Origin of the sequence: Sphingobium phenoxybenzoativorans (genome assembly GCF_001757355.1) — a bacterium.
In the GTDB taxonomy this organism is placed as follows: Bacteria; Pseudomonadota; Alphaproteobacteria; order Sphingomonadales; family Sphingomonadaceae; genus Sphingobium; species Sphingobium phenoxybenzoativorans.
The window spans coordinates 1-17,132 of record NZ_MINO01000074.1; the positions used below are offsets into that span (position 1 = coordinate 1).

Below are 17,132 nucleotides of genomic sequence, written 5' to 3' on the forward strand. Positions count from 1 at the left end.
GGCGATGATGGCCAGCAATTGCTGCACCGCCTGAAAGCCAGCCAGCGACCGGCCGAATTGCTTGCGGTCGCGCGCATAGGCGACTGTCATGTCCACCGCCGCCTCTGCCGCGCCCGCCATCTGCGCCGTCCGCAGCACAGCCCCCAATTGCCGGGGCGTGTCGAGGTCCAGACCGGCCGGAAGCGCGATCATGCGTTCCGGCGCCACGGTGATGTCGGCCTGCACCATGTCGCGCGGTTCGTCGGCGAGATTGGCGCCCTGCGTCACGGCGAATTCCGCACGGTCCAGAATGACCGCGACCAGCGCGCCATCCAGCTTGCCCATGCAAACCAGCTTGCAGTCGCGCGCCCACGGCACCGCATCCAGCGACCCGGCAATGCGCACGCCCGCAGGCGTTGCGTTGAAGTCCAGCGACTGCGCGGCGAGAACCACAGGCTCCTCGACATGCGGCGCACCGGCGCGGGCGAGCAGCCAGTCCGCCGCCATCGCATCGGCCAGCGGCAATGCGAGCGCCGCAGCGCCGCTCATCCGCGCGATCAGCATTGCGCCAATGCAGCCGACGCCGCCTTCCTCCTCCGGACGCATGGCCTGCGGAAAGCCCGCCTCGGCCAGCATCGTCCAGCCGGGCGCGAACCACCGCCCTTCCTCCGCGCATGCGCGGGCGGCGTCACTGCCGATCGGCGCGGCGTCCGCGAGCAGACCGCTCGCGGCGGCGCTGATCAACAGCTCTATATCCTGGAAATCCTGTTCCAACCCTGCGCCTCAGGCCAGCTCGTCTATGATCTGGAAGTGGAAGTCGGTGATCCGTCCCTCCCGCTGCTCCTTGAACTGCGCGCGGACGCGCGGACGCTTCATCAGGCTTTTGGCGGCCTCATCAATATCGGACAGGTCGACGCCCACCACATGGTTGAGCAATGCCGTATCGGCCCCGTCCAATGTGATATATCCCATCACAAAGGGCGGCGGCGGAAGCCCCGGAAACTGCGCGCCGACGATGCTGAAAATATCCAGCACGCCTTCCGGCCCAACCTCCTGCCAGTCCGTGGTCGCAACAAAACAGGCGTCGCAATAGGAACGCGCAGGCACCAGAACGCGCGCGCATTTGGGGCAGCGCGTGCCGCAAATCCGCCCTTCCTCCCGCAATATGCGGAAGAAGCGGCTGGCCGTATCGCCCGCAAAATAACTATATTCGAAATCCCAGAGGCCGGGGATTCTAATCCTGTCCTCAGGCGCCAAAGTCTTGCTTTCCAAAATCCACTCCTTGCCGCACCGGTCGCCTCTCCGTCCCCGTTGCCAACCGCCCCGCCCCCTTACGAGGCGGCTGACACAGAGTTCGCCGAAAGCTGTGCGCGCTCCCCATGGCTTTGTCAACACATGTGTTGATAATAAAGCGCATGACCTCTTTGGGCGCGCGCATCGCACCCGCGTTGCCTCTCTCGCTCGTCAGGCGTTCGCGCCTGCGTCCGCAAGTGCCCGCCGCGTGGTCTCCCCCGAACGCCGCCCAAGCGCCTCCAGGGGCAGGGCGGAAACGGCTTCGCCAAAGACCTCCGGGCCAATGCTCCGCAACGCGCCACGGTCCATGACAGGCGAAACCATGCGGGCGATATCGAGCGATCCGTCGCCGGGGAAGCCGCGATAATTGGTGTCGGGCAGAAGCTCCTTCCATGCCGTACCGGGCAGCGCGTCCGCCAACTGTATATCGAACGGGCAATCATCCGGCATGGCGACCAGGCAGGCCAGGTCGCGATCGAAATCGGTCGAGCCGCGCTGCATGTGCCAGGTGTCCAGAACCAGCCCCGATCCGGCATGTCCAACCGTGGACACGATGTCCCACGCATCCACAAATTCCGGGATGCCCCAGAAGGGAATGAACTCCAGCGCCGTCCGCATGCCGCGCGTCTGCGCGGCCGCACATATGTCGGCAAATCCGCGCAGCACGGTTTCCCGGTCGAGCATGCCCCGGTCAAAGGCTCCAACCGCCACAATCGCCTCGATGTCCAGTTCCGCGCCCAGATCAAGCGCCTCCTGCGTGTCGATGTTGAAACGCTGGCGGATATAGTCGTTGAATATTGGATCGCCTTCTATGGGATGCCATGCGGGCAGCCAGCCGGAAATGCCGTCAAGATGGCTGAATATGACGCCCAGTTCCTGCGCCCGTTCGCGCAGATCGCGAAGGGAAAGGCCGCTTGCCAGCGCATTCTTGATCGCCATGGGCGCTATCGCAAGGGCGTCGAAGCCGCCCGCCGCCGCGACCGCCAGTTGATCGAACACCGGGCGATCCATGATGCAGGATGGCCAGAATACGGTTTGCACCGCCATATGCGCTTTTGCCAATTTCCCTCTCCAACACAGTGTCGGGAACGGCACGCGGCCGCCCGGCGTCATTATCGCGGGAAGATTATCAACACATACGTTGACAGACAAGCCGCTATTCCTATGATGCGATCACAATCAATGAAGGGCGCGTCAGCAACCGCCCCAGACGGTTGAGGAGAGAGGCATGTCCGATGAAGGGCCAACCCGCCACCGCGAGCAAATCCTGCTGCGCCTGTTCTTCGAACATGGCGCGGCCGAGCGGGCCGGCGATGTCGATGCCGTGATGGCGACCCTGTGCGACGATCCCTATTATGAATTCTTCCCGCTCAACTACCGGGTAGAAGGCACAGCGGCGGTGCGGGAGTTTTATGAACGCATGTTGGGGGCCGACGCGCCGGGATCGCAGACCTTCCGCATCACCGACACGTCAGGCAATCTGGGCGATCTCAACAGCCCCTGCGACGTCATCTGGATCGGCAATGACAGCATGGTGACGCGCGACGACCTGCTGATGACGGACGCCGACGGCCGGGAACGGTCGCTTCGCTACCTGTCCATCTTCACCCTGAAGGGCATGAAGTTGGAGGGCGAGCGCATCTACATGTCGCAGGGCGCGGCCGACTATATCCGCGAGTCTCTGGGCGAGGATTTCGTCAGCCTGCCGGGCGTTTCCATCATCGATTGAACACCAACCATCGCCGCAGGAGCACAGCATGTTCAAACTGATCATCACCATCAAGAAGAAGAAGGGCATGACGCTGGAGCAATTCATGCATCATTATGACAAGGTGCATATTCCTCTGTGTCAGAAGATCATGCCGGTGCCGCTGCACCTGCACCGGCGCAACTATATCCTGACCGATCATCCCTTTTACGGCTATGTCGGCGACAATCGCGCCGAGGCGTCGCATGAGCCGGCCTTCGACGTCATTACCGAAGCTTTTTATGAGGATGAGGCGGCCGCCCGCGCTTCCATGGACGCCCTGTTCGATCAGGTCATCGGCCCGCAGGTGATGGAAGATGAGAAGAATTTCTGCGAACCCGGCGGGGTCAATTTCTACGTCGTTGAAGTGCACCAGAGCGCCATACCCTGGGGCGCTTGACGCATCGATCATGAGGGAAAGCGGCGGCCCGGACACCGTCGCTTTCCCCGTCGCATTTCTTAAAAGAAATTGCCGCTCATTCGCGGGTTCGAACCGCCAATGACATGCTCGGTCATGAAGATCATCAGATAGGGCGCATCCGGGTTCGATATCTTTTCCTCGTCCGGCCGCAGGATGCGGAAATAATCGTCGCTTCCCCACGCCTTCATGGCCACATCTATGGAATCGAACCAGAATTCCGACAGCACGTCATAATGGGACTCGCCGTCCGGCATCATCTGTCCGGTGTTGAAATCGACCTGGCCGATAATGTGATTCTGCACATAGCGGTGGCAATGCTGCCAGAAACCGGGGCAGGTTTCGACAAGCTTGGCGTGAACCGTCAATGCGTGCAGATGCATTTCATGCCGCGACATCCCGGCCTTGCGCTTGCCGGCGACCATCACCTTGATCATTCTCACCCTCCTTGTTTGCTAGCGTCGTTTCTTGCGAGCCGCCGCGATCCGGCTGCCTGCCGGAACCGCCGGGAAAAGAGAGGGGCACGGGGTCCCGATAAACCCCATGCCCCCTGTCATTATATCTACGGCCGTCAGAAGCGCTTCGTCAGCGTCACGCCATAGGTGCGCGGAGCGCCCAGCGCGCCAACCACCTGATACCCCAGGAAGTCGGACGAGACCGTACCGGACGTCTCATAATATTTGTTGGTCAGGTTCCGCACGAAGATGGTTCCCGACAAACCCAGATCCTTGTTCTCGATGTCTAGGAACGCATCGACCTTCGTGTAGGAAGGCTGCTCCGCCCAGGGTTCATTGAACTGACTGAAATAGGTCCGCGAGGTCCAGGTGACGTTCGCCCGCGGCGTGATGTCGGCGAAGCCCGCATGAATGGTGTAGGCGATTTCACCGTCTATCTTATATTTCGGCGCATAGGCGAGCTGATTGCCCGAAAGGTCGAACGCAGGCAGGCCAGGCCCGCCGGGATTGGCGGAATCGGGGATGGTCACGCCGGGATCGCTCTGGCCGGGGAACAGCGGATTGGGCGTCAGATAATTGGTATATTCGGAATGCAGATAGGACAGGTTCAGATTGAGCCGCAGGTCATCGACCGGGACCGCCGTGAACTGCCCCTCAAAACCATATAGCTTCGCCTTGGCCGCGTTGCGCGTGATCAGGCGGATGCCTTCGGTGATGTTCACCTGCAGGTTGCTATAGTCATAATAGAAGGCGGCGACATTCGCGCGCAGGCGGCGGTCGAACAGATCGGCCTTGATGCCGCCTTCATACATGGTCAGCTTTTCCGGCGAGAAAGGCGCCTGCAGGAAGCCCGCATTGAAGCCACCGCTCTTGAAGCCCTTGGAAAAGGTCAGATAGGCCATGGTCTGCGGCGTGAACTGGTAATGCACCGTCACTTTCGGATCGGTCGATTTGTAGGAAGCCGACTGATCCAGGAATGAGGTGTAGAGCGGATTGGGCGTGTAGAGCGGATTTTCGATCGGCGTTGTGAAATTGTCTCCGTCGAATTCCGTAAACTCGGAAATCTTCCGGCGCTCATGACTGAAACGCAGACCCAGGTCGATGCCCAGCTTGTCGGTGAGGTTGATCGTTTCCTGTGTGAAAACCGCCCAGGCCTTGGTGATCTGATCACCGCCATAAAGGGGGCCGCGAATATAGAACAGGCCGCCCGCGTCGAGCGGTACGCCAAACATGCCGAGGCGGATCGTCGGGTCGATACCCGCAAAGGCGTCTTCCTTGAAATAATAGGCGCCGACCAGATAGTCGACGATGCCTACGCTGCCCGTAATCCGCAGCTCCTGGCTCCAGCTCTCCGAATTTTCCCGGATCGGCGCCGGAGTGCCCGCGAAGGTCGTCTGGTCCGCGTCATATACGCCGTCCTGCTTGAAACGGCGCCAGCCCGAAACAGAGGTCAGCTTGCCAAGGCTGCCAAGCTCCAGATTCGCCGTCAGCGATACGCCATAGGCCCGGATATGCGATTCAGGCCGCGTACCCGCCAGGTCGCGCGGATTGGAGGCATTTTCGTAACCGAACAATGTGGGCGTCGGCACATGGCCGGGCGTCAGGGCCAGCACATGCAGGCCGTTGGTGTGATCGTCCGCCTTGTAGTAGTCGGCGACAATCGTGGCGTCGAAAGTTTCGGACGGATTGAACGTCAGCTTGCCGCGCACGCCGAACGAATTTTCATCATCGACATCCAGCCCCGTGTCGATCATTTCGCCATAGCCCTGCCGGACGGATTTCTGGACAGCGATGCGCGCGCCAACAGTGTCCGTGATCGGGCCGCCGACAGCGCCTTCCGCGCGCATCAGGCCATAATTGCCCGCCGACAGCGTGGCATAGGCGTTGAACTCATTACCAGGGTTGCGCGAGATGAGATTGATGGCGCCGGCAGTCGCGTTACGGCCGTAAAGCGTGCCCTGCGGACCGGCCAGAACCTCGACGCGCTCCAGGTCAAACAGGCCGACGAAGGCCGCCTGCGAACGCGGCTGATAAATGCCGTCGGTATAGATCGCCACGCGCGGATCCGATCCAGGCGTGATGGCGTCAAGCCCTACGCCGCGGATGAAAATCTTGGCGCTGCCGGTATTCTTGCCGAAGGTCACATTGGGGATGCTGTCGGCAAAGCCCTCAATGTCCACGGTCTGGTTTTTCTGCAGCATGTCGCCGCCCAGCGCGGTCATCGCGATCGGCGTCTTTTGCACGCTCGCTTCGCGCCGCTCTGCCGTCACGATGATGTCGGCGATGGCGCCAGACCCCTGATCGCCTTCCGCAGCGGGAATCTGGCCGGAGGCGTCCTGCGCCGAACCGGCGACCTGCGCGCCCGCGACAGAAGCCCATAGGCCCATCGCAAAGGCCGTCGCACCAATACCCGCGCGCAAGCATAGCTTCAAATTGCTCATATGATCCTCCCCAACTATTTGCCGCGCAGCGTCTGCGTCAGCAGGTTGTGTCACTATTATCAACATCTCTGTTAATACCTCTCGCGCCCGCCATCGTCAACATTTGCGTTGATTGCATTTGCATAGAAGGCGCAAAATAAAGGCCACCGCTCTTAACGGCGCAGGCTACCCATTCTATTCGGCGGCGGGAGGCACCAGCTTTATGGCCTGCATGGGGCAGGACGCCTCTGCATCCTCCAATTGCTGCAGGCTGTATCCGCTGCCCTTGCCCTTGAATATGCCCAGCCTCTGCTTGTCATAGCGAAAGGCGTGGGGCGCGAGCCGGATGCATTCGCCCACGCCAACGCACAGCGCATGATCGATCTCCGCACGGGGTAAGGGATCGTCGGCCATGTCAGGCTTCGTGGAATTTCACGTCCAGCCCCTTCAGGCTGCGCGAAACCATTGTCGGACCATATTCCAGCTTGTCCTGAACAACCTCGATCCGTTCGAACTGGGTGGTGAGGTAGGCCAGCGCCTCCTGCATCTCCAGCCGCGCGAGCGGCGCGCCAAGGCATGTATGGATGCCCTGCCCGAACGCCGCATGCTTGTTGGGCCAGCGCGTGATGTCCAGCGCATCCGGATTTTCGAATGCGGCCGGATCGCGATTGGCGGCATGCTGGATCAGAAATACCCGGTCCATGCGCTTGATCTGTTGTCCGCCAAGCTCGAAATCCTCTTTCGCCCAACGGCCAAGGCCGCGAATGGGACCGTCAAAGCGAAGGCATTCCTCCGTCGCCGACCGCAGGAGGCCATGGTCCTGGCGCAGCAATTGCCACTGGTCCGGGAATTTGTCGAACGCCGCAATGCCGTTCGACATCAGGTTCATCGTCGTTTCATGTCCGGCGAACACCATCAGGATGACGTTGGCGATCACCTCCTCCTCCGTCAGGCGGCGGCCATCCTCCTCCGCGAACAATAGCGCGCTGATCAGGTCCTGCCGCGGATTTTGACGGCGGTCCGCCAGAACGGGCGTCAGGAATTCCCGCGCGCGGGCGAGCGAGGCTTCCGCGCGCTGCATCCGCTGTTTGTCATCGCCGCGCACGAAGATCACTGCGGCCAGATCGTCCGACCAATCCCGCACTTCATAGCGCTGATCGCTGGGCACGCCGAGATATTCGGCGATGACGATGACGGGCAGGTGAAACGCAAAATCGGTGAGGAAATTCACACGCTCCTTGCCACGCAGCGGCTCGGCCAGATCACGCACAAGTTCGCGCGCGCGCTCCCGCAGGATTTCGACGCTGCGCGGCGTGAACGCCTTGAACACCAGGCTGCGCATGCGCGTGTGATAGGGCGGGTCCTTCCAGACAAAGAGTTTCGACAGGAAGTCCAGCAGCCGCGTATTTTCCCCCGCTTCCCGCACCTCCGCGCCGAAAGGCCCGGAGAAACGATCCGACGACAATCGCTGCGCATCGCGATAGCCTGCAGTGACTTCATCATAGCCGGTGACGATCCAGCCGTTCCAACGCTTGTTCCAATAGACGGGATTGCGTTCGCGAAGGCGGCGGTAAAAAGTGAAGGGACTGTTGATCGCCTCCTCACTCAGAAGATCGTCGAGATCGCCCGTATCAAGAATATCGTCGACCATGGAACTCCTCTCATATCAGGCGATATCTATTATCAACACATGTGTTGATTGACTATGATGATGTTCCGGCGAAGTCAAGTGCATGGCGAAGCAACGTCTGTCAGCGCGGCGGCAGCCGGACTGCGCCGTCGATCCTGATGCAATCGCCGTTCAACATCGGATTGGCGATAATCTCCCGCACCAGAGCGGCAAATTCCGCCGCAGCGCCCATCCGGGCCGGATGCTGGACATGCCGCGCGGCCGCCGAGGCCGCCTCCGCAATGCCCGCCAGAATCGGCGTTTCGAACAGGCCGGGTGCGACCGTCATCACCCTGATGCGCGCACGCGCAAATTCGCGCGCCAGGGGAAGCGTCATTCCGACAATTCCGGCCTTGGAGGCGGAGTAGGCCGCATGACCGATCTGGCCGTCAAAGGCGGCGATCGATGCGGTATTGATGATGACCGCACGTTCCGCATCCTCGTCGCTTATAGCCATGGCCCGCGCGGCAAAGTGCGACAGCATGGAAAAAGTGCCGATCAGATTAATGTCGATGACCCGCCGATAGGACTCAAGCGGGAGGGGGTCGCCGTCACGCGACACGGCCTTCAGCGCGGGGGCGACGCCCGCACAATTGACGAGTATCCGCGCCGGGCCGTGCGCGGCTTCCGCAGCGTCCAGCGCGGCGATTATCTGCTTTTCTTCTGTGACATCGGTGGGAAGGAACAGGCCGCCCATCCGCGATGAAAGCGCGTCCCCCTGATCCCCGTTAATGTCCAGCATCGCAATGCGCGCGCCGCCAGCCAGAAGCATCTCGGCCACCGCCGCGCCCAGACCGGAGGCCGCGCCAGTGACGACCGCAGCCATTCCCTCAATCTGCATGGCCGCTATCGCCTATGCGCCGCCGATGCGTTCGGCCGCCTTTTCCCAGAAGCCTTCGCGCAATTGCTTGCGCGGAATCTTGCCTGCGGGCGTACGCGGGAGAAGTTCATGTTTGATCAGGACGACGCTCGGCTTTTTGTATCCGCCAAGCTTTTCCGCGCATAGAGCGATCACTTCCTGCTCCGACAGCGATTGCCCTTCGTGCAGGACGACGATGGCGGCCGGCGTTTCGCCCCAGCGTTCATGCGGCGCGGCGACCACGGCCACTTCGCGCACCGCCGGATGCGCGGAGATGACGATTTCCAGCTCGGCAGGCCAGATATTGAAGCCGCCGGATATGATCATGTCGTCCTTGCGGTCGACCAGATAGAGATAATTATTCTCGTCAATATAGCCCACGTCGCCGCTGAGCACCCAACCGTCGACAAGCCGCTGGGCCGTCATTTCCGGTTCGCCCCAGATGCCCTCCATCTGCCCGTCGACCTGCAGCGCAATCTCTCCGGTCTCTCCAAGCGGCAGCGGACGATTGTCATCATCGCGGATTTCCACGCGGGCGAACGGCATGATCCGCCCGACGGATCGCATCGGGTCGGAGCCGGGCACTTCGCCAAACCATTCGCGCGCCGTCATCCAGGTCGCAGGCACGGCCTCCGTCTGGCCGAAGAACTGGTGCAGCGCATTGCCGAACAATGCGTAAGCATTCCGGGCGGTCTGTTCGCGCATGGGCGCACCGGCGATCGCCATCGCTTTCAGCTTCGCCATATCCGGCAAGGCATGCGCCTTTGCATGGGCCACGATGTCGCTGACGATGGTGGGCACCGCGAATGTATAGCCGCCATGTTCGGACAGCAGGCCGACAAAACGCTCAACATCAAATCGCGGCTCCAGGATGTTATAGCCGCCCGACAGCCATATCGGCACGAACAGATAGCCCGACCCGTGGGAAATCGGCGCAACATGGGTGCACGCATCGCCCAGTTCGATCGGCGGCAGGCGATATGTCCAATCGCGCTCGGTGAACATCCAGGCGCGATGGGTGAACGCCATGCCCTTGGGCGAACCGGTCGTCCCGGCCGAATGACGGATGATATAATAATCGTCCAGGTCCACAGCCGGATCTGGATCCGTTGCATCATGCGACGCCAGCCAGTCCTCATAGTCGGACCCACGCACGACAATATGCTCAAGGCTGGGCACCACCGACACAAGGTCCTGCACCTGATGCTTGTGCTGCTCATCGACGACGACGGCGCGGCACCCCGTCTGTGCGATCATCTTGGCGTGGGACTCGCTTGAATTGCGCATGTAGAGCGGCACGCGCACGAAATTGGCGGCGGCCGTCCCCAGGAAGAAATCGGAGGATTCGATGCAATTATCCTCAAGCACGGCGATCCGGTCACCCGGCTTCAGGCCAAGCGCGATCATCGCATTCGCAAACCGGCAGCCGCGATCCCAGGCCTCGCCGAACGTCAGGCTACGCCCGCCACTTACAACGGCAAGGCGATTCCGGTTGGCACGGGCGGCGGATCGCATTGCATCGCGCACATTGATCAAATTTTGTTCCTCTCTTTGGTTTGCCGGCCGACTTGGTTGATCAGTTTTCCGCCAACGGAGGCTTAGCCCAAAATGTTCGGGCTACCCGTCCAGGCGGTAATGCCATTGTCCACGACCACCGCCGAACCGACCATCGCGCTGGCGTCGTCACTGGCGAGGAAGGCGATCACGGCGGCGATTTCGGATGGCTGCGCCGGTCGCCCGGAGGGGATGGAATCCTGTATGCGTCCCCACAATGGCGCATTGTCCTTCAGCATCTTTGCCGCAGGCGTATCGACCATGCCCGGACACACCGCGTTCACGCGAATGCCCTCTTTGATATGGTCGATGGCGACCGCCCGTGTGAAATTCAGCACCCCGCCCTTCGCCGCCGAATAGGCCGGCAGGTGAAACTCCCCGGCCATGCCCGCAATTGACGCGACATTGACGATTGCGCCGCCGCCCGCCGCGCGCAGCAAGGGGATGCCCAGCTTGGTGCAATGGAATACGCCGTTGAGCACGACGCCCAGGACGCGGTCCCAATCCGCAATCGGCACGTCCGGCGCCTTGCCCAGCAGTCCCATGCCCGCATTATTGACGAGAATATCGAGCTTGGGGTGCTTTTCAGCAATGCGCGAGAATGCGCCGGATACCGAATCCCAGTCCGATACGTCGGCAGTCTCGATCGATGTCCCACCACTGCCTTCATCCGCCGCTATCGCCGCAGCCGTGGCTGCAGCGCCATCGCCGTTGAAATCGAGCAGCACGACATGCGCGCCCTCCGACGCAAGACGGCGCGCCGTTGCCGCGCCAATCCCGGAACCTGCGCCGGTGATCAGCGCAACCTTGTCCTTAAACCGCACCTTTGGTTCCTCTCTTGATCGGGGACTCAGGCAGCAGACATGTCCGCAACGCCTTCAAACGCTTCGGCGACCACATGCGCGCTATCGAGATATTCGTAGATATGGGCGACCTTGCCGTCCCGGAACTTCAGAAAGACCGCCACGGGAATGACCTTGCTGGCGCCGGTGGCTTTCATGCGGATGTGAATATTGTGGCGCTGGATCACTGTGTCGCCAACCACATAGCGTTGCTGAAGCTCATAGCGGCTGTCGGCAACAGCGGCGAACTGCGCCAATGTCTGAACGCCTTCCGCCTTCGTCTGGGTTATGCCGTCGAAATTGTGCCAGACGCCCGCATCGTCAGCATAGAGGCGATTGAGCGTATCGACGTCGCCCTGTTCGATCGCCTTGAAAAATGCCTCGGCAATTGCCTCGATAGACATAGATATCCTCTCCTCTGCAACGAAGCCTGCTGTTCTCCCGTCGTCGTCCGCGCATCAGCGCGGGAAATCGTCCATGCCGCGCGGGCCGATGTTGGGACGACGCTTCAACGCCTGTTCGGTTTCTCCATTGCGCAGACGCTGCAGCATATCGGCGGGATCGATATCGACGCCGATCGGATTTTCCGCAAACTCCGGCAGGCGGCAATAGGCGATGCCTTCTTCGGCGGTGTCGAAATTATCGACCTGCATTTCGACCCTGTTGCCATCCGGGTCCCGGAAATACATGGATGTCGTCGGCCCGTGATTGACGGTCCAATAGGGCTTGACGCCCAGCGCATCCAAACGGGCATGGGTTTCCAGCAAATCCTTCAGCGTCGCATAGGTGAAGGCGACGTGATGGAAACCGACCGTTCCTTCCGGCCGGTCGGCCAGGTCGGGGACGTTGACCACGGCGATCCGGTGATGCTCCTCGTCATAGGTCATGAAGGCGACAGTGTCGTCCTCATGCGAGGAGCGCAGGTCGAAAAGCGTTCTGTAGAATGCGACCATTTCCGGAAAGCGGCTGGTGTAGACGACGAAATGAGCGATCTGGGTGGGCGCGATTCGCCGCTCCTGGCCCTGACCGGATATGCCGTTCCGCTCGGCAACCAAATTGCTCATAATATTTCCTCTCTCGCATAGACTTTGGCGTCTTCTTGCGGGCTTCCCGCCATCAGCGCAGCGCATCCGGCGCAATCAACCGCCGGAGCCGCCGATGCAGATTCATAGCGCACGCAAATAATATCAGTCAACACATGTGTTGATCAATTGCTCATAACGTGGCAATAAGACCCTAGAGGATCGGCGGGTTTTGACCCCCGCACGAGAGTCTTGCATGCTGAGGTTAGGAGAGATTTGGAATGGAACTGCTGGAAGTGGATGTGCTCGTGGTGGGTGGCGGGGCATGTGGCCTGACCTCCTCGATCGTCCTGTCTGATCTGGGCATCGACAATCTCGTGGTTGAGATGCGCAAGGGAACGTCCGACCTGCCGAAGGCGCATTATTACAACCAGCGCACGATGGAGATATTCCGTCAGCACGGCATCGCCGCGGAAGTGTTCGACAAGGGCATGCCGATGGCGAACTGCACCGTCCGCTATGTGACCAGCCTTGGCGGAGACGGCGAACTGGACAAGCGCGAACTGCTATGTTTCGACGCCTTTGGCGGCGGCCCCCGCAGACGCGCCTCCGAACGCGCGGCGGCCGTTCCGGCAACGCATTTGCCGCAGCTCGGACTCGAACCGATATTGCGCCGTATCGCCGACGAACGCGGCGCGCGCACGGTCCGCTTCCAGCATGAGATGGTCGCGTTCGAACAGGATGCCGATGGCGTCACCGCGACGATCCAGGACCATGCCGCCGGCAAGGCATATCAGGTGCGGGCGAAATATATGATCGGCTCGGACGGCGGCCGCGCCGTTGGCCCCGCCCTCAACATCCATCGCGAAGGACGCGAAAAGCTGGCGGTTCTGGTGTCGGCGCATATCACCGCCGATATCTCCGACTATATTCCGGGCGATGCGATGATCACGCATATCATCCATCCCGAAAGCCGCTTCCGCTGGGGCGTATTCGTGCCCGTAGGTCCGCAGTGGAGCAAGCATTGCCCCCAATGGCAATTCAGCTTCGCCTACCACCCCAATGAGACCGAGCGCCTGACGGCGAAAGACATTGTGCCGGCCATTCGCGAAAGCATGCGGCTGCCTGACCTCGACGTCACGCTGCACAAGGTCAATGAATGGTGGGCGGAGGCGACCGTCACACCCAAGTTCCGCGAAGGCCGCATATTCCTGGCGGGCGATGCCGCGCACCGCGTGATTCCGACCTCCGGCCTCGGCCTCAATACCGCAATTCATGATGCGCACAATCTGGGGTGGAAGCTGGCCGCGACGCTGAAGGGAGAAGCGGGCGAAGAACTGCTCGACAGCTATGAGGCGGAGCGCCTGCCCGCTTGCGCCCGCAATGCCGAATGGTCGTGGTTCACCTTCCAGAATCACCTGATGGTCGAAATGGGACTGGGCCTGATGCCAGGCGCGCCTGAAGAAGCGAATGTTCAGGCCATCCGGGACTATCTGTCCGACACCACCTATGGCGAAATGCTGCGCGCGCGCGCTGCGGAAGTGGCGGGCACGCAGCGTACGGAATATGGCGCGCTAGGCATCGAACTGGGCAGCCAGTATGAGGGCAACGCCATTGTTCCGGACGGCTCCCCCGCCCCGGCCATCGACCCCATGGGCGACATCTATACGCCCACGACTCGTCCAGGCCATCGCCTGCCGCATGCATGGTTCGAAAAGGGATCGCTGCGCATCTCCAGCCATGACCTGACCGGCGCGACAGAGCGCTTCTCCCTGATCACCGGCGCGTGCGGCGGCGCATGGGTGGAGGCCGCCGAAAAGGCGTCGGCCGCCCTGGGCATAGAGATCAAGGCCATCCAGGTCGGCGTCGGATGCGACTATGCCGACGCTTCGGGCCTTTGGGACGAATCGAAGCAGATTGGCGAGGACGGCGCAGTGCTGGTCCGTCCCGACAATTTCGTCGCCTACCGGTCGCTGAATATGGTCAAGGACCCGGCGTCCGCGATCGAAGGCGCGCTGCGCACGGTGCTTAGCCGAAATGCCGAAAAGAAAGCGGCTCTAGCGACGGCCAAGCGGCAGCCCGCGCTCGCCTGACAGAGAGGATTGTCATGTCCAACTCCGACGAAACCTTTGCCGCCTGCGCGCGGCTGACGGCGGCCTTTGCCGTTCTGGTGGACCATCATCGCTATGAGGAACTTGGCGAACTTTTCACCGAGGATTGCCGGTTCGAACGCCCCGGCGCCACGCTGTCGAGCCGCGCGGAACTGGTGGCGTTCATGAGTCAGCGCGACCGCGCGCAATTGACCCGCCATCTCTGCCAGCCGCCCCTGATCGTCGAGACCGGCCCCGATGAGGCCATAGGCGTCACCTACCTCGCTTTCCTGCAGGGGGAGGCGCAGGAGGGCGGCGTCGGCAAGCTGACCGGCGTCACCGCCATGGCCGAATATCACGACCTGTTCCGCAAGACGCCGCAGGGCTGGCGCATCGCGGAACGGCGCGTGGTGCCGATGATGATGGCGGGCTGACCGCGCGGGAGGGCGTTCAGCCGCCCTCCTGCATCCCGCCCCCGGACATGCCGCGCCGGGTGGCCAATGTCGGTTGATGGCCGGTCAGGCCGCCATCGACCGCCATCACCTGCCCCGTAAACCAGCGGGATTCATCCGACAGCATGAACAGCACGGCATTGCCGATGTCGATCGGCTCGCCCGCCCGCGCCAGCATCTGCGAATCCTGCACCACCTTGATCGCGGCCTCGGCCATGACGCCGCTGGACCGGCCCGGCACCAGCCCCGGCGCCACGGCGTTGCACCGGATATTGTCCGGCCCGTAGGCGGTCGCGATGCTCTGCGCGAGGGTGATCATGCCCATCTTCGCCACGCTGTAGGCATGCAGGACAATATCGCCCGCAAAGGCCGCGCTGGACGAGGTGTTGACGATCGATCCGCCGCCGGAGCGGATCATGGCCGGAATGGCGGTTTTGCTGCACAGAAATGCTGCACCCACATGGCCCCTGAACGTCTCGACAAAATAGTCGAGCGACATGTCCAGAATGTGCGAATCCTTGAACACGAAATCATTGCTGACTGGCCCGGCATTGTTCCACAGGCCATCGAGACGGCCATAGCGGTCCATGGCGAGCGCCACCATCGCGCCAACGTCATCTTCCTTGCCTACGTCGCCGACATGCGCGACCGCTTCGCCGTCGGCCGCCATGATTTCGTCGGCCAGTTCATGGACGCGCGGCGCAATGTCGTTCAGGACCAGCCTTGCGCCTTCGCCGGCCAGCAGCTTGGCTGTTCCCGCGCCCAGTGTCCCGGCCGATCCCGTCAGGATCGCCACCTTGCCATCAAGCCGTCCGGCCACAGTCCTTCTCCTCTCCGTTATTGATCCTTCCGTCCGGTCATGCCGCCCCGCCGCTTACGGGCGATCCGCGCCCAGCACGACACAGGTGGAGAATTGCGTTGCGCCGCCCTGTCCGGTGGCCACGGCGCGGCGGATGCCGTCATGCTGGCGCGCTCCGGCGGTGCCGCGCACCTGCAGCGCGCATTCCACGATCCGCACCAGCGCGGCCGCACTGACAGGATTGACCATCTGCGGTCCACCCGACGGGTTGACCACGATACGCTCGCTGCCATCGATCAGCCTGTCGGCGAATTGCGGGCCGCTGTCGTCGCCGACCAGCCCCAGCGCCGTGTAGGCCATGGCCTCTGCGCTGGAAAAAGGCGCGTGGATCTCCACGCAATCGACCTGCTCTGACGGGCGGGTCACGCCAGCCTGCGCATAGGCCTTGCGCGCCGACTCGACGAGCGTATGCAATTCCACCAGCGACCCTTCCGCGCGGTGAATGCGGTCCCCCATGGCATAGGTGTCGCTCAATCCCGCCGCGCCGTGAATCCAGGCGACATTGCGATCCCGCGCCAGATGCTCCGCGGTCAGCACCACCGCGCATGCCCCCTCGCTCATCGGGCACGCCTCCAACTGACGGATGGGCCATGCCAGGATGGGCGAGGCAAGCACCTCGTCCGCCGTGAACACGCGCTTGCGGTCTATGGTGTCATTATGCTGCGCAGCACGGGCGTTCTTCGCGGTCAGTTCGGCCCAGTGGCGCTGATTATATCCCTGATCCTGCATCAGCATGGTTGCGCGCATCGCGACCATGCTGATCGTCGTCACCGATATGTCCTTCTCGTAGATCGGATCGAAGATCGAGTTGAACACCTTCTGGGATGTGGACGCATGGCCCATCCGTTCCAGCGCGACCACCAGCACGGCGTCGCAGCGGCCGGACGCGATCCAGGATATGGCGGCCAGCACCGCTGACGATCCGGTGGCCCCGCCGGTGTTGACGCGGAAATAGGGAATGCCGGGCCGCGCGATCGCGCCAAGGTCCATATGGTTGAGACCCGCCAGCGCGTCAGGCGCGACCCCGCCGATGACAAGGCCGATCGCGTCCATGCCAAGCCCTGCATCGTCCAGCGCCTGCATGGCGGCGCGGCGAACCAGTTCCCCGCTGTTCACATCCTCATGACGCCGCTTGTAGACGGTCTGGCCCACGCCAGCGATTGCAACGCGCCCGCTCATCACGCCGCCTCCAGAAATGCTGCATAGGCCGCCTGGCCGCCCATTGCGGAAAGGCCCGTCGCCAGCGCGCGGGACGGCTTGCCCGGAAGCTGGCACGCCCCCGCCCGGCCAGTGAGCTGCAGATAGGCCTCCACCGCATTGACGAGACCGCAGGTGGGATAGCACCAGCCGCTTTCCCCGCCGCCGCCGGGATTGATCGCGGCGTTCGCGGCATAGGCGGCATAGCCCTGCCCCGCCTCTGCCAGCCCCAGAACCTCCAGCGCCAGCGCCTCATCGCTGAGCGTCGCGCCGTCG

General features: G+C 62.2%; 19 protein-coding genes. 4 read left to right on the forward strand and 15 right to left on the reverse strand.

The window, feature by feature from the left end; translation table 11 throughout:
• The 3 genes from BHQ40_RS20825 to BHQ40_RS20835 all read right to left on the reverse strand — a co-directional run.
• A partial coding sequence (locus BHQ40_RS20825) for an acyl-CoA dehydrogenase family protein (RefSeq protein ID WP_290438445.1) occupies window positions 1-753 on the reverse strand: 753 nt, incomplete at its 3' end.
• Between the two features lie 9 nt (window positions 754-762).
• Window positions 763-1,251: a Zn-ribbon domain-containing OB-fold protein gene (locus BHQ40_RS20830; RefSeq protein WP_070157729.1), complete on the reverse strand. Its 489-nt coding sequence runs from the start codon at window positions 1,249-1,251 to the stop codon at window positions 763-765.
• Window positions 1,252-1,443: 192 nt separating this feature from the next.
• Entirely contained in the window at window positions 1,444-2,334 is an 891-nt protein-coding gene (locus tag BHQ40_RS20835; RefSeq protein WP_171905915.1) for a sugar phosphate isomerase/epimerase family protein, read from the reverse strand.
• 166 nt (window positions 2,335-2,500) lie between these two features.
• On the opposite strand from BHQ40_RS20835, the gene BHQ40_RS20840 reads away from it, so the two are divergent.
• On the forward strand, window positions 2,501-3,001 hold the full coding sequence (locus BHQ40_RS20840; protein ID WP_070157731.1) for a nuclear transport factor 2 family protein: 501 nt from the start codon (window positions 2,501-2,503) through the stop codon (window positions 2,999-3,001).
• A gap of 28 nt (window positions 3,002-3,029) precedes the next feature.
• Window positions 3,030-3,419, forward strand: coding sequence for an EthD domain-containing protein (locus tag BHQ40_RS20845; protein WP_083277071.1), 390 nt, complete (start codon window positions 3,030-3,032; stop codon window positions 3,417-3,419).
• 59 nt (window positions 3,420-3,478) lie between these two features.
• Here BHQ40_RS20845 and BHQ40_RS20850 read toward each other — a convergent pair whose 3' ends face one another.
• The 9 genes from BHQ40_RS20850 to BHQ40_RS20890 all read right to left on the reverse strand — a co-directional run bounded on the left by BHQ40_RS20850 (window position 3,479) and on the right by BHQ40_RS20890 (window position 12,300).
• Entirely contained in the window at window positions 3,479-3,874 is a 396-nt protein-coding gene (locus BHQ40_RS20850; RefSeq protein ID WP_070157732.1) for an EthD domain-containing protein, read from the reverse strand.
• Window positions 3,875-4,008: 134 nt separating this feature from the next.
• Window positions 4,009-6,333, reverse strand: a complete 2,325-nt coding sequence (locus BHQ40_RS20855; protein WP_070157733.1) for a TonB-dependent receptor — start codon at window positions 6,331-6,333, stop codon at window positions 4,009-4,011.
• Window positions 6,334-6,507: 174 nt separating this feature from the next.
• Entirely contained in the window at window positions 6,508-6,726 is a 219-nt protein-coding gene (locus tag BHQ40_RS20860) for a ferredoxin (RefSeq protein ID WP_070157734.1), read from the reverse strand.
• A 1-nt stretch (window position 6,727) separates the two neighbouring features.
• Complete coding sequence (locus BHQ40_RS20865) at window positions 6,728-7,963, reverse strand: cytochrome P450 (RefSeq protein WP_070157735.1); 1,236 nt, start codon at window positions 7,961-7,963, stop codon at window positions 6,728-6,730.
• A gap of 100 nt (window positions 7,964-8,063) precedes the next feature.
• Window positions 8,064-8,822 (reverse strand): SDR family NAD(P)-dependent oxidoreductase, encoded by a 759-nt coding sequence (locus BHQ40_RS20870; RefSeq protein ID WP_070157736.1) that lies wholly within the window; start codon window positions 8,820-8,822, stop codon window positions 8,064-8,066.
• Window positions 8,823-8,834: 12 nt separating this feature from the next.
• Window positions 8,835-10,367 carry a class I adenylate-forming enzyme family protein gene (locus tag BHQ40_RS20875; protein ID WP_253183430.1) on the reverse strand — a complete coding sequence of 511 codons (1,533 nt, stop codon included), beginning with the start codon at window positions 10,365-10,367 and terminating at the stop codon, window positions 8,835-8,837.
• A gap of 71 nt (window positions 10,368-10,438) precedes the next feature.
• Window positions 10,439-11,218 carry a meso-2,3-butanediol dehydrogenase gene (gene budC, locus BHQ40_RS20880; RefSeq protein WP_070157737.1) on the reverse strand — a complete coding sequence of 260 codons (780 nt, stop codon included), beginning with the start codon at window positions 11,216-11,218 and terminating at the stop codon, window positions 10,439-10,441.
• Window positions 11,219-11,244: 26 nt separating this feature from the next.
• Window positions 11,245-11,640, reverse strand: a complete 396-nt coding sequence (locus BHQ40_RS20885) for a nuclear transport factor 2 family protein (protein WP_070157738.1) — start codon at window positions 11,638-11,640, stop codon at window positions 11,245-11,247.
• Window positions 11,641-11,694: 54 nt separating this feature from the next.
• Window positions 11,695-12,300: a VOC family protein gene (locus BHQ40_RS20890; protein WP_070157739.1), complete on the reverse strand. Its 606-nt coding sequence runs from the start codon at window positions 12,298-12,300 to the stop codon at window positions 11,695-11,697.
• 239 nt (window positions 12,301-12,539) lie between these two features.
• Here BHQ40_RS20890 and BHQ40_RS20895 point away from each other — a divergent pair, with 239 nt between their 5' ends.
• Both BHQ40_RS20895 and BHQ40_RS20900 read left to right on the forward strand, forming a co-directional pair.
• Window positions 12,540-14,351 carry an FAD-dependent monooxygenase gene (locus tag BHQ40_RS20895; protein WP_070157740.1) on the forward strand — a complete coding sequence of 604 codons (1,812 nt, stop codon included), beginning with the start codon at window positions 12,540-12,542 and terminating at the stop codon, window positions 14,349-14,351.
• 14 nt (window positions 14,352-14,365) lie between these two features.
• On the forward strand, window positions 14,366-14,782 hold the full coding sequence (locus BHQ40_RS20900) for a nuclear transport factor 2 family protein (RefSeq protein ID WP_070157741.1): 417 nt from the start codon (window positions 14,366-14,368) through the stop codon (window positions 14,780-14,782).
• Between the two features lie 16 nt (window positions 14,783-14,798).
• On the opposite strand, the gene BHQ40_RS20905 is transcribed toward BHQ40_RS20900, so the two are convergent.
• The 3 genes from BHQ40_RS20905 to BHQ40_RS26335 form a co-directional block, all read right to left on the reverse strand.
• Window positions 14,799-15,620 (reverse strand): SDR family NAD(P)-dependent oxidoreductase, encoded by an 822-nt coding sequence (locus BHQ40_RS20905; RefSeq protein ID WP_070157742.1) that lies wholly within the window; start codon window positions 15,618-15,620, stop codon window positions 14,799-14,801.
• Window positions 15,621-15,674: 54 nt separating this feature from the next.
• Window positions 15,675-16,838, reverse strand: coding sequence for a thiolase family protein (locus BHQ40_RS20910; protein ID WP_070157743.1), 1,164 nt, complete (start codon window positions 16,836-16,838; stop codon window positions 15,675-15,677).
• The coding region (locus BHQ40_RS26335) for a thiolase C-terminal domain-containing protein (RefSeq protein WP_216094913.1) at window positions 16,838-17,132 on the reverse strand (295 nt) is incomplete at its 5' end. The genes BHQ40_RS26335 and BHQ40_RS20910, both read right to left, overlap by 1 nt.

What these genes read in the sequence shown, in the direction of transcription:
- BHQ40_RS20840 (WP_070157731.1), top strand. Translation starts at nt 2,501, where the DNA reads ATGTCCGATGAAGGGCCAACCCGCCACCGCGAGCAAATCCTGCTGCGC.
- BHQ40_RS20845 (WP_083277071.1), top strand. Translation starts at nt 3,030, where the DNA reads ATGTTCAAACTGATCATCACCATCAAGAAGAAGAAGGGCATGACGCTG.
- BHQ40_RS20850 (WP_070157732.1), bottom strand. Translation starts at nt 3,874, where the DNA reads ATGATCAAGGTGATGGTCGCCGGCAAGCGCAAGGCCGGGATGTCGCGG.
- BHQ40_RS20855 (WP_070157733.1), bottom strand. Translation starts at nt 6,333, where the DNA reads ATGAGCAATTTGAAGCTATGCTTGCGCGCGGGTATTGGTGCGACGGCC.
- BHQ40_RS20860 (WP_070157734.1), bottom strand. Translation starts at nt 6,726, where the DNA reads ATGGCCGACGATCCCTTACCCCGTGCGGAGATCGATCATGCGCTGTGC.
- BHQ40_RS20865 (WP_070157735.1), bottom strand. Translation starts at nt 7,963, where the DNA reads ATGGTCGACGATATTCTTGATACGGGCGATCTCGACGATCTTCTGAGT.
- BHQ40_RS20870 (WP_070157736.1), bottom strand. Translation starts at nt 8,822, where the DNA reads ATGCAGATTGAGGGAATGGCTGCGGTCGTCACTGGCGCGGCCTCCGGT.
- BHQ40_RS20885 (WP_070157738.1), bottom strand. Translation starts at nt 11,640, where the DNA reads ATGTCTATCGAGGCAATTGCCGAGGCATTTTTCAAGGCGATCGAACAG.
- BHQ40_RS20890 (WP_070157739.1), bottom strand. Translation starts at nt 12,300, where the DNA reads ATGAGCAATTTGGTTGCCGAGCGGAACGGCATATCCGGTCAGGGCCAG.
- BHQ40_RS20895 (WP_070157740.1), top strand. Translation starts at nt 12,540, where the DNA reads ATGGAACTGCTGGAAGTGGATGTGCTCGTGGTGGGTGGCGGGGCATGT.
- BHQ40_RS20900 (WP_070157741.1), top strand. Translation starts at nt 14,366, where the DNA reads ATGTCCAACTCCGACGAAACCTTTGCCGCCTGCGCGCGGCTGACGGCG.
- BHQ40_RS20910 (WP_070157743.1), bottom strand. Translation starts at nt 16,838, where the DNA reads ATGAGCGGGCGCGTTGCAATCGCTGGCGTGGGCCAGACCGTCTACAAG.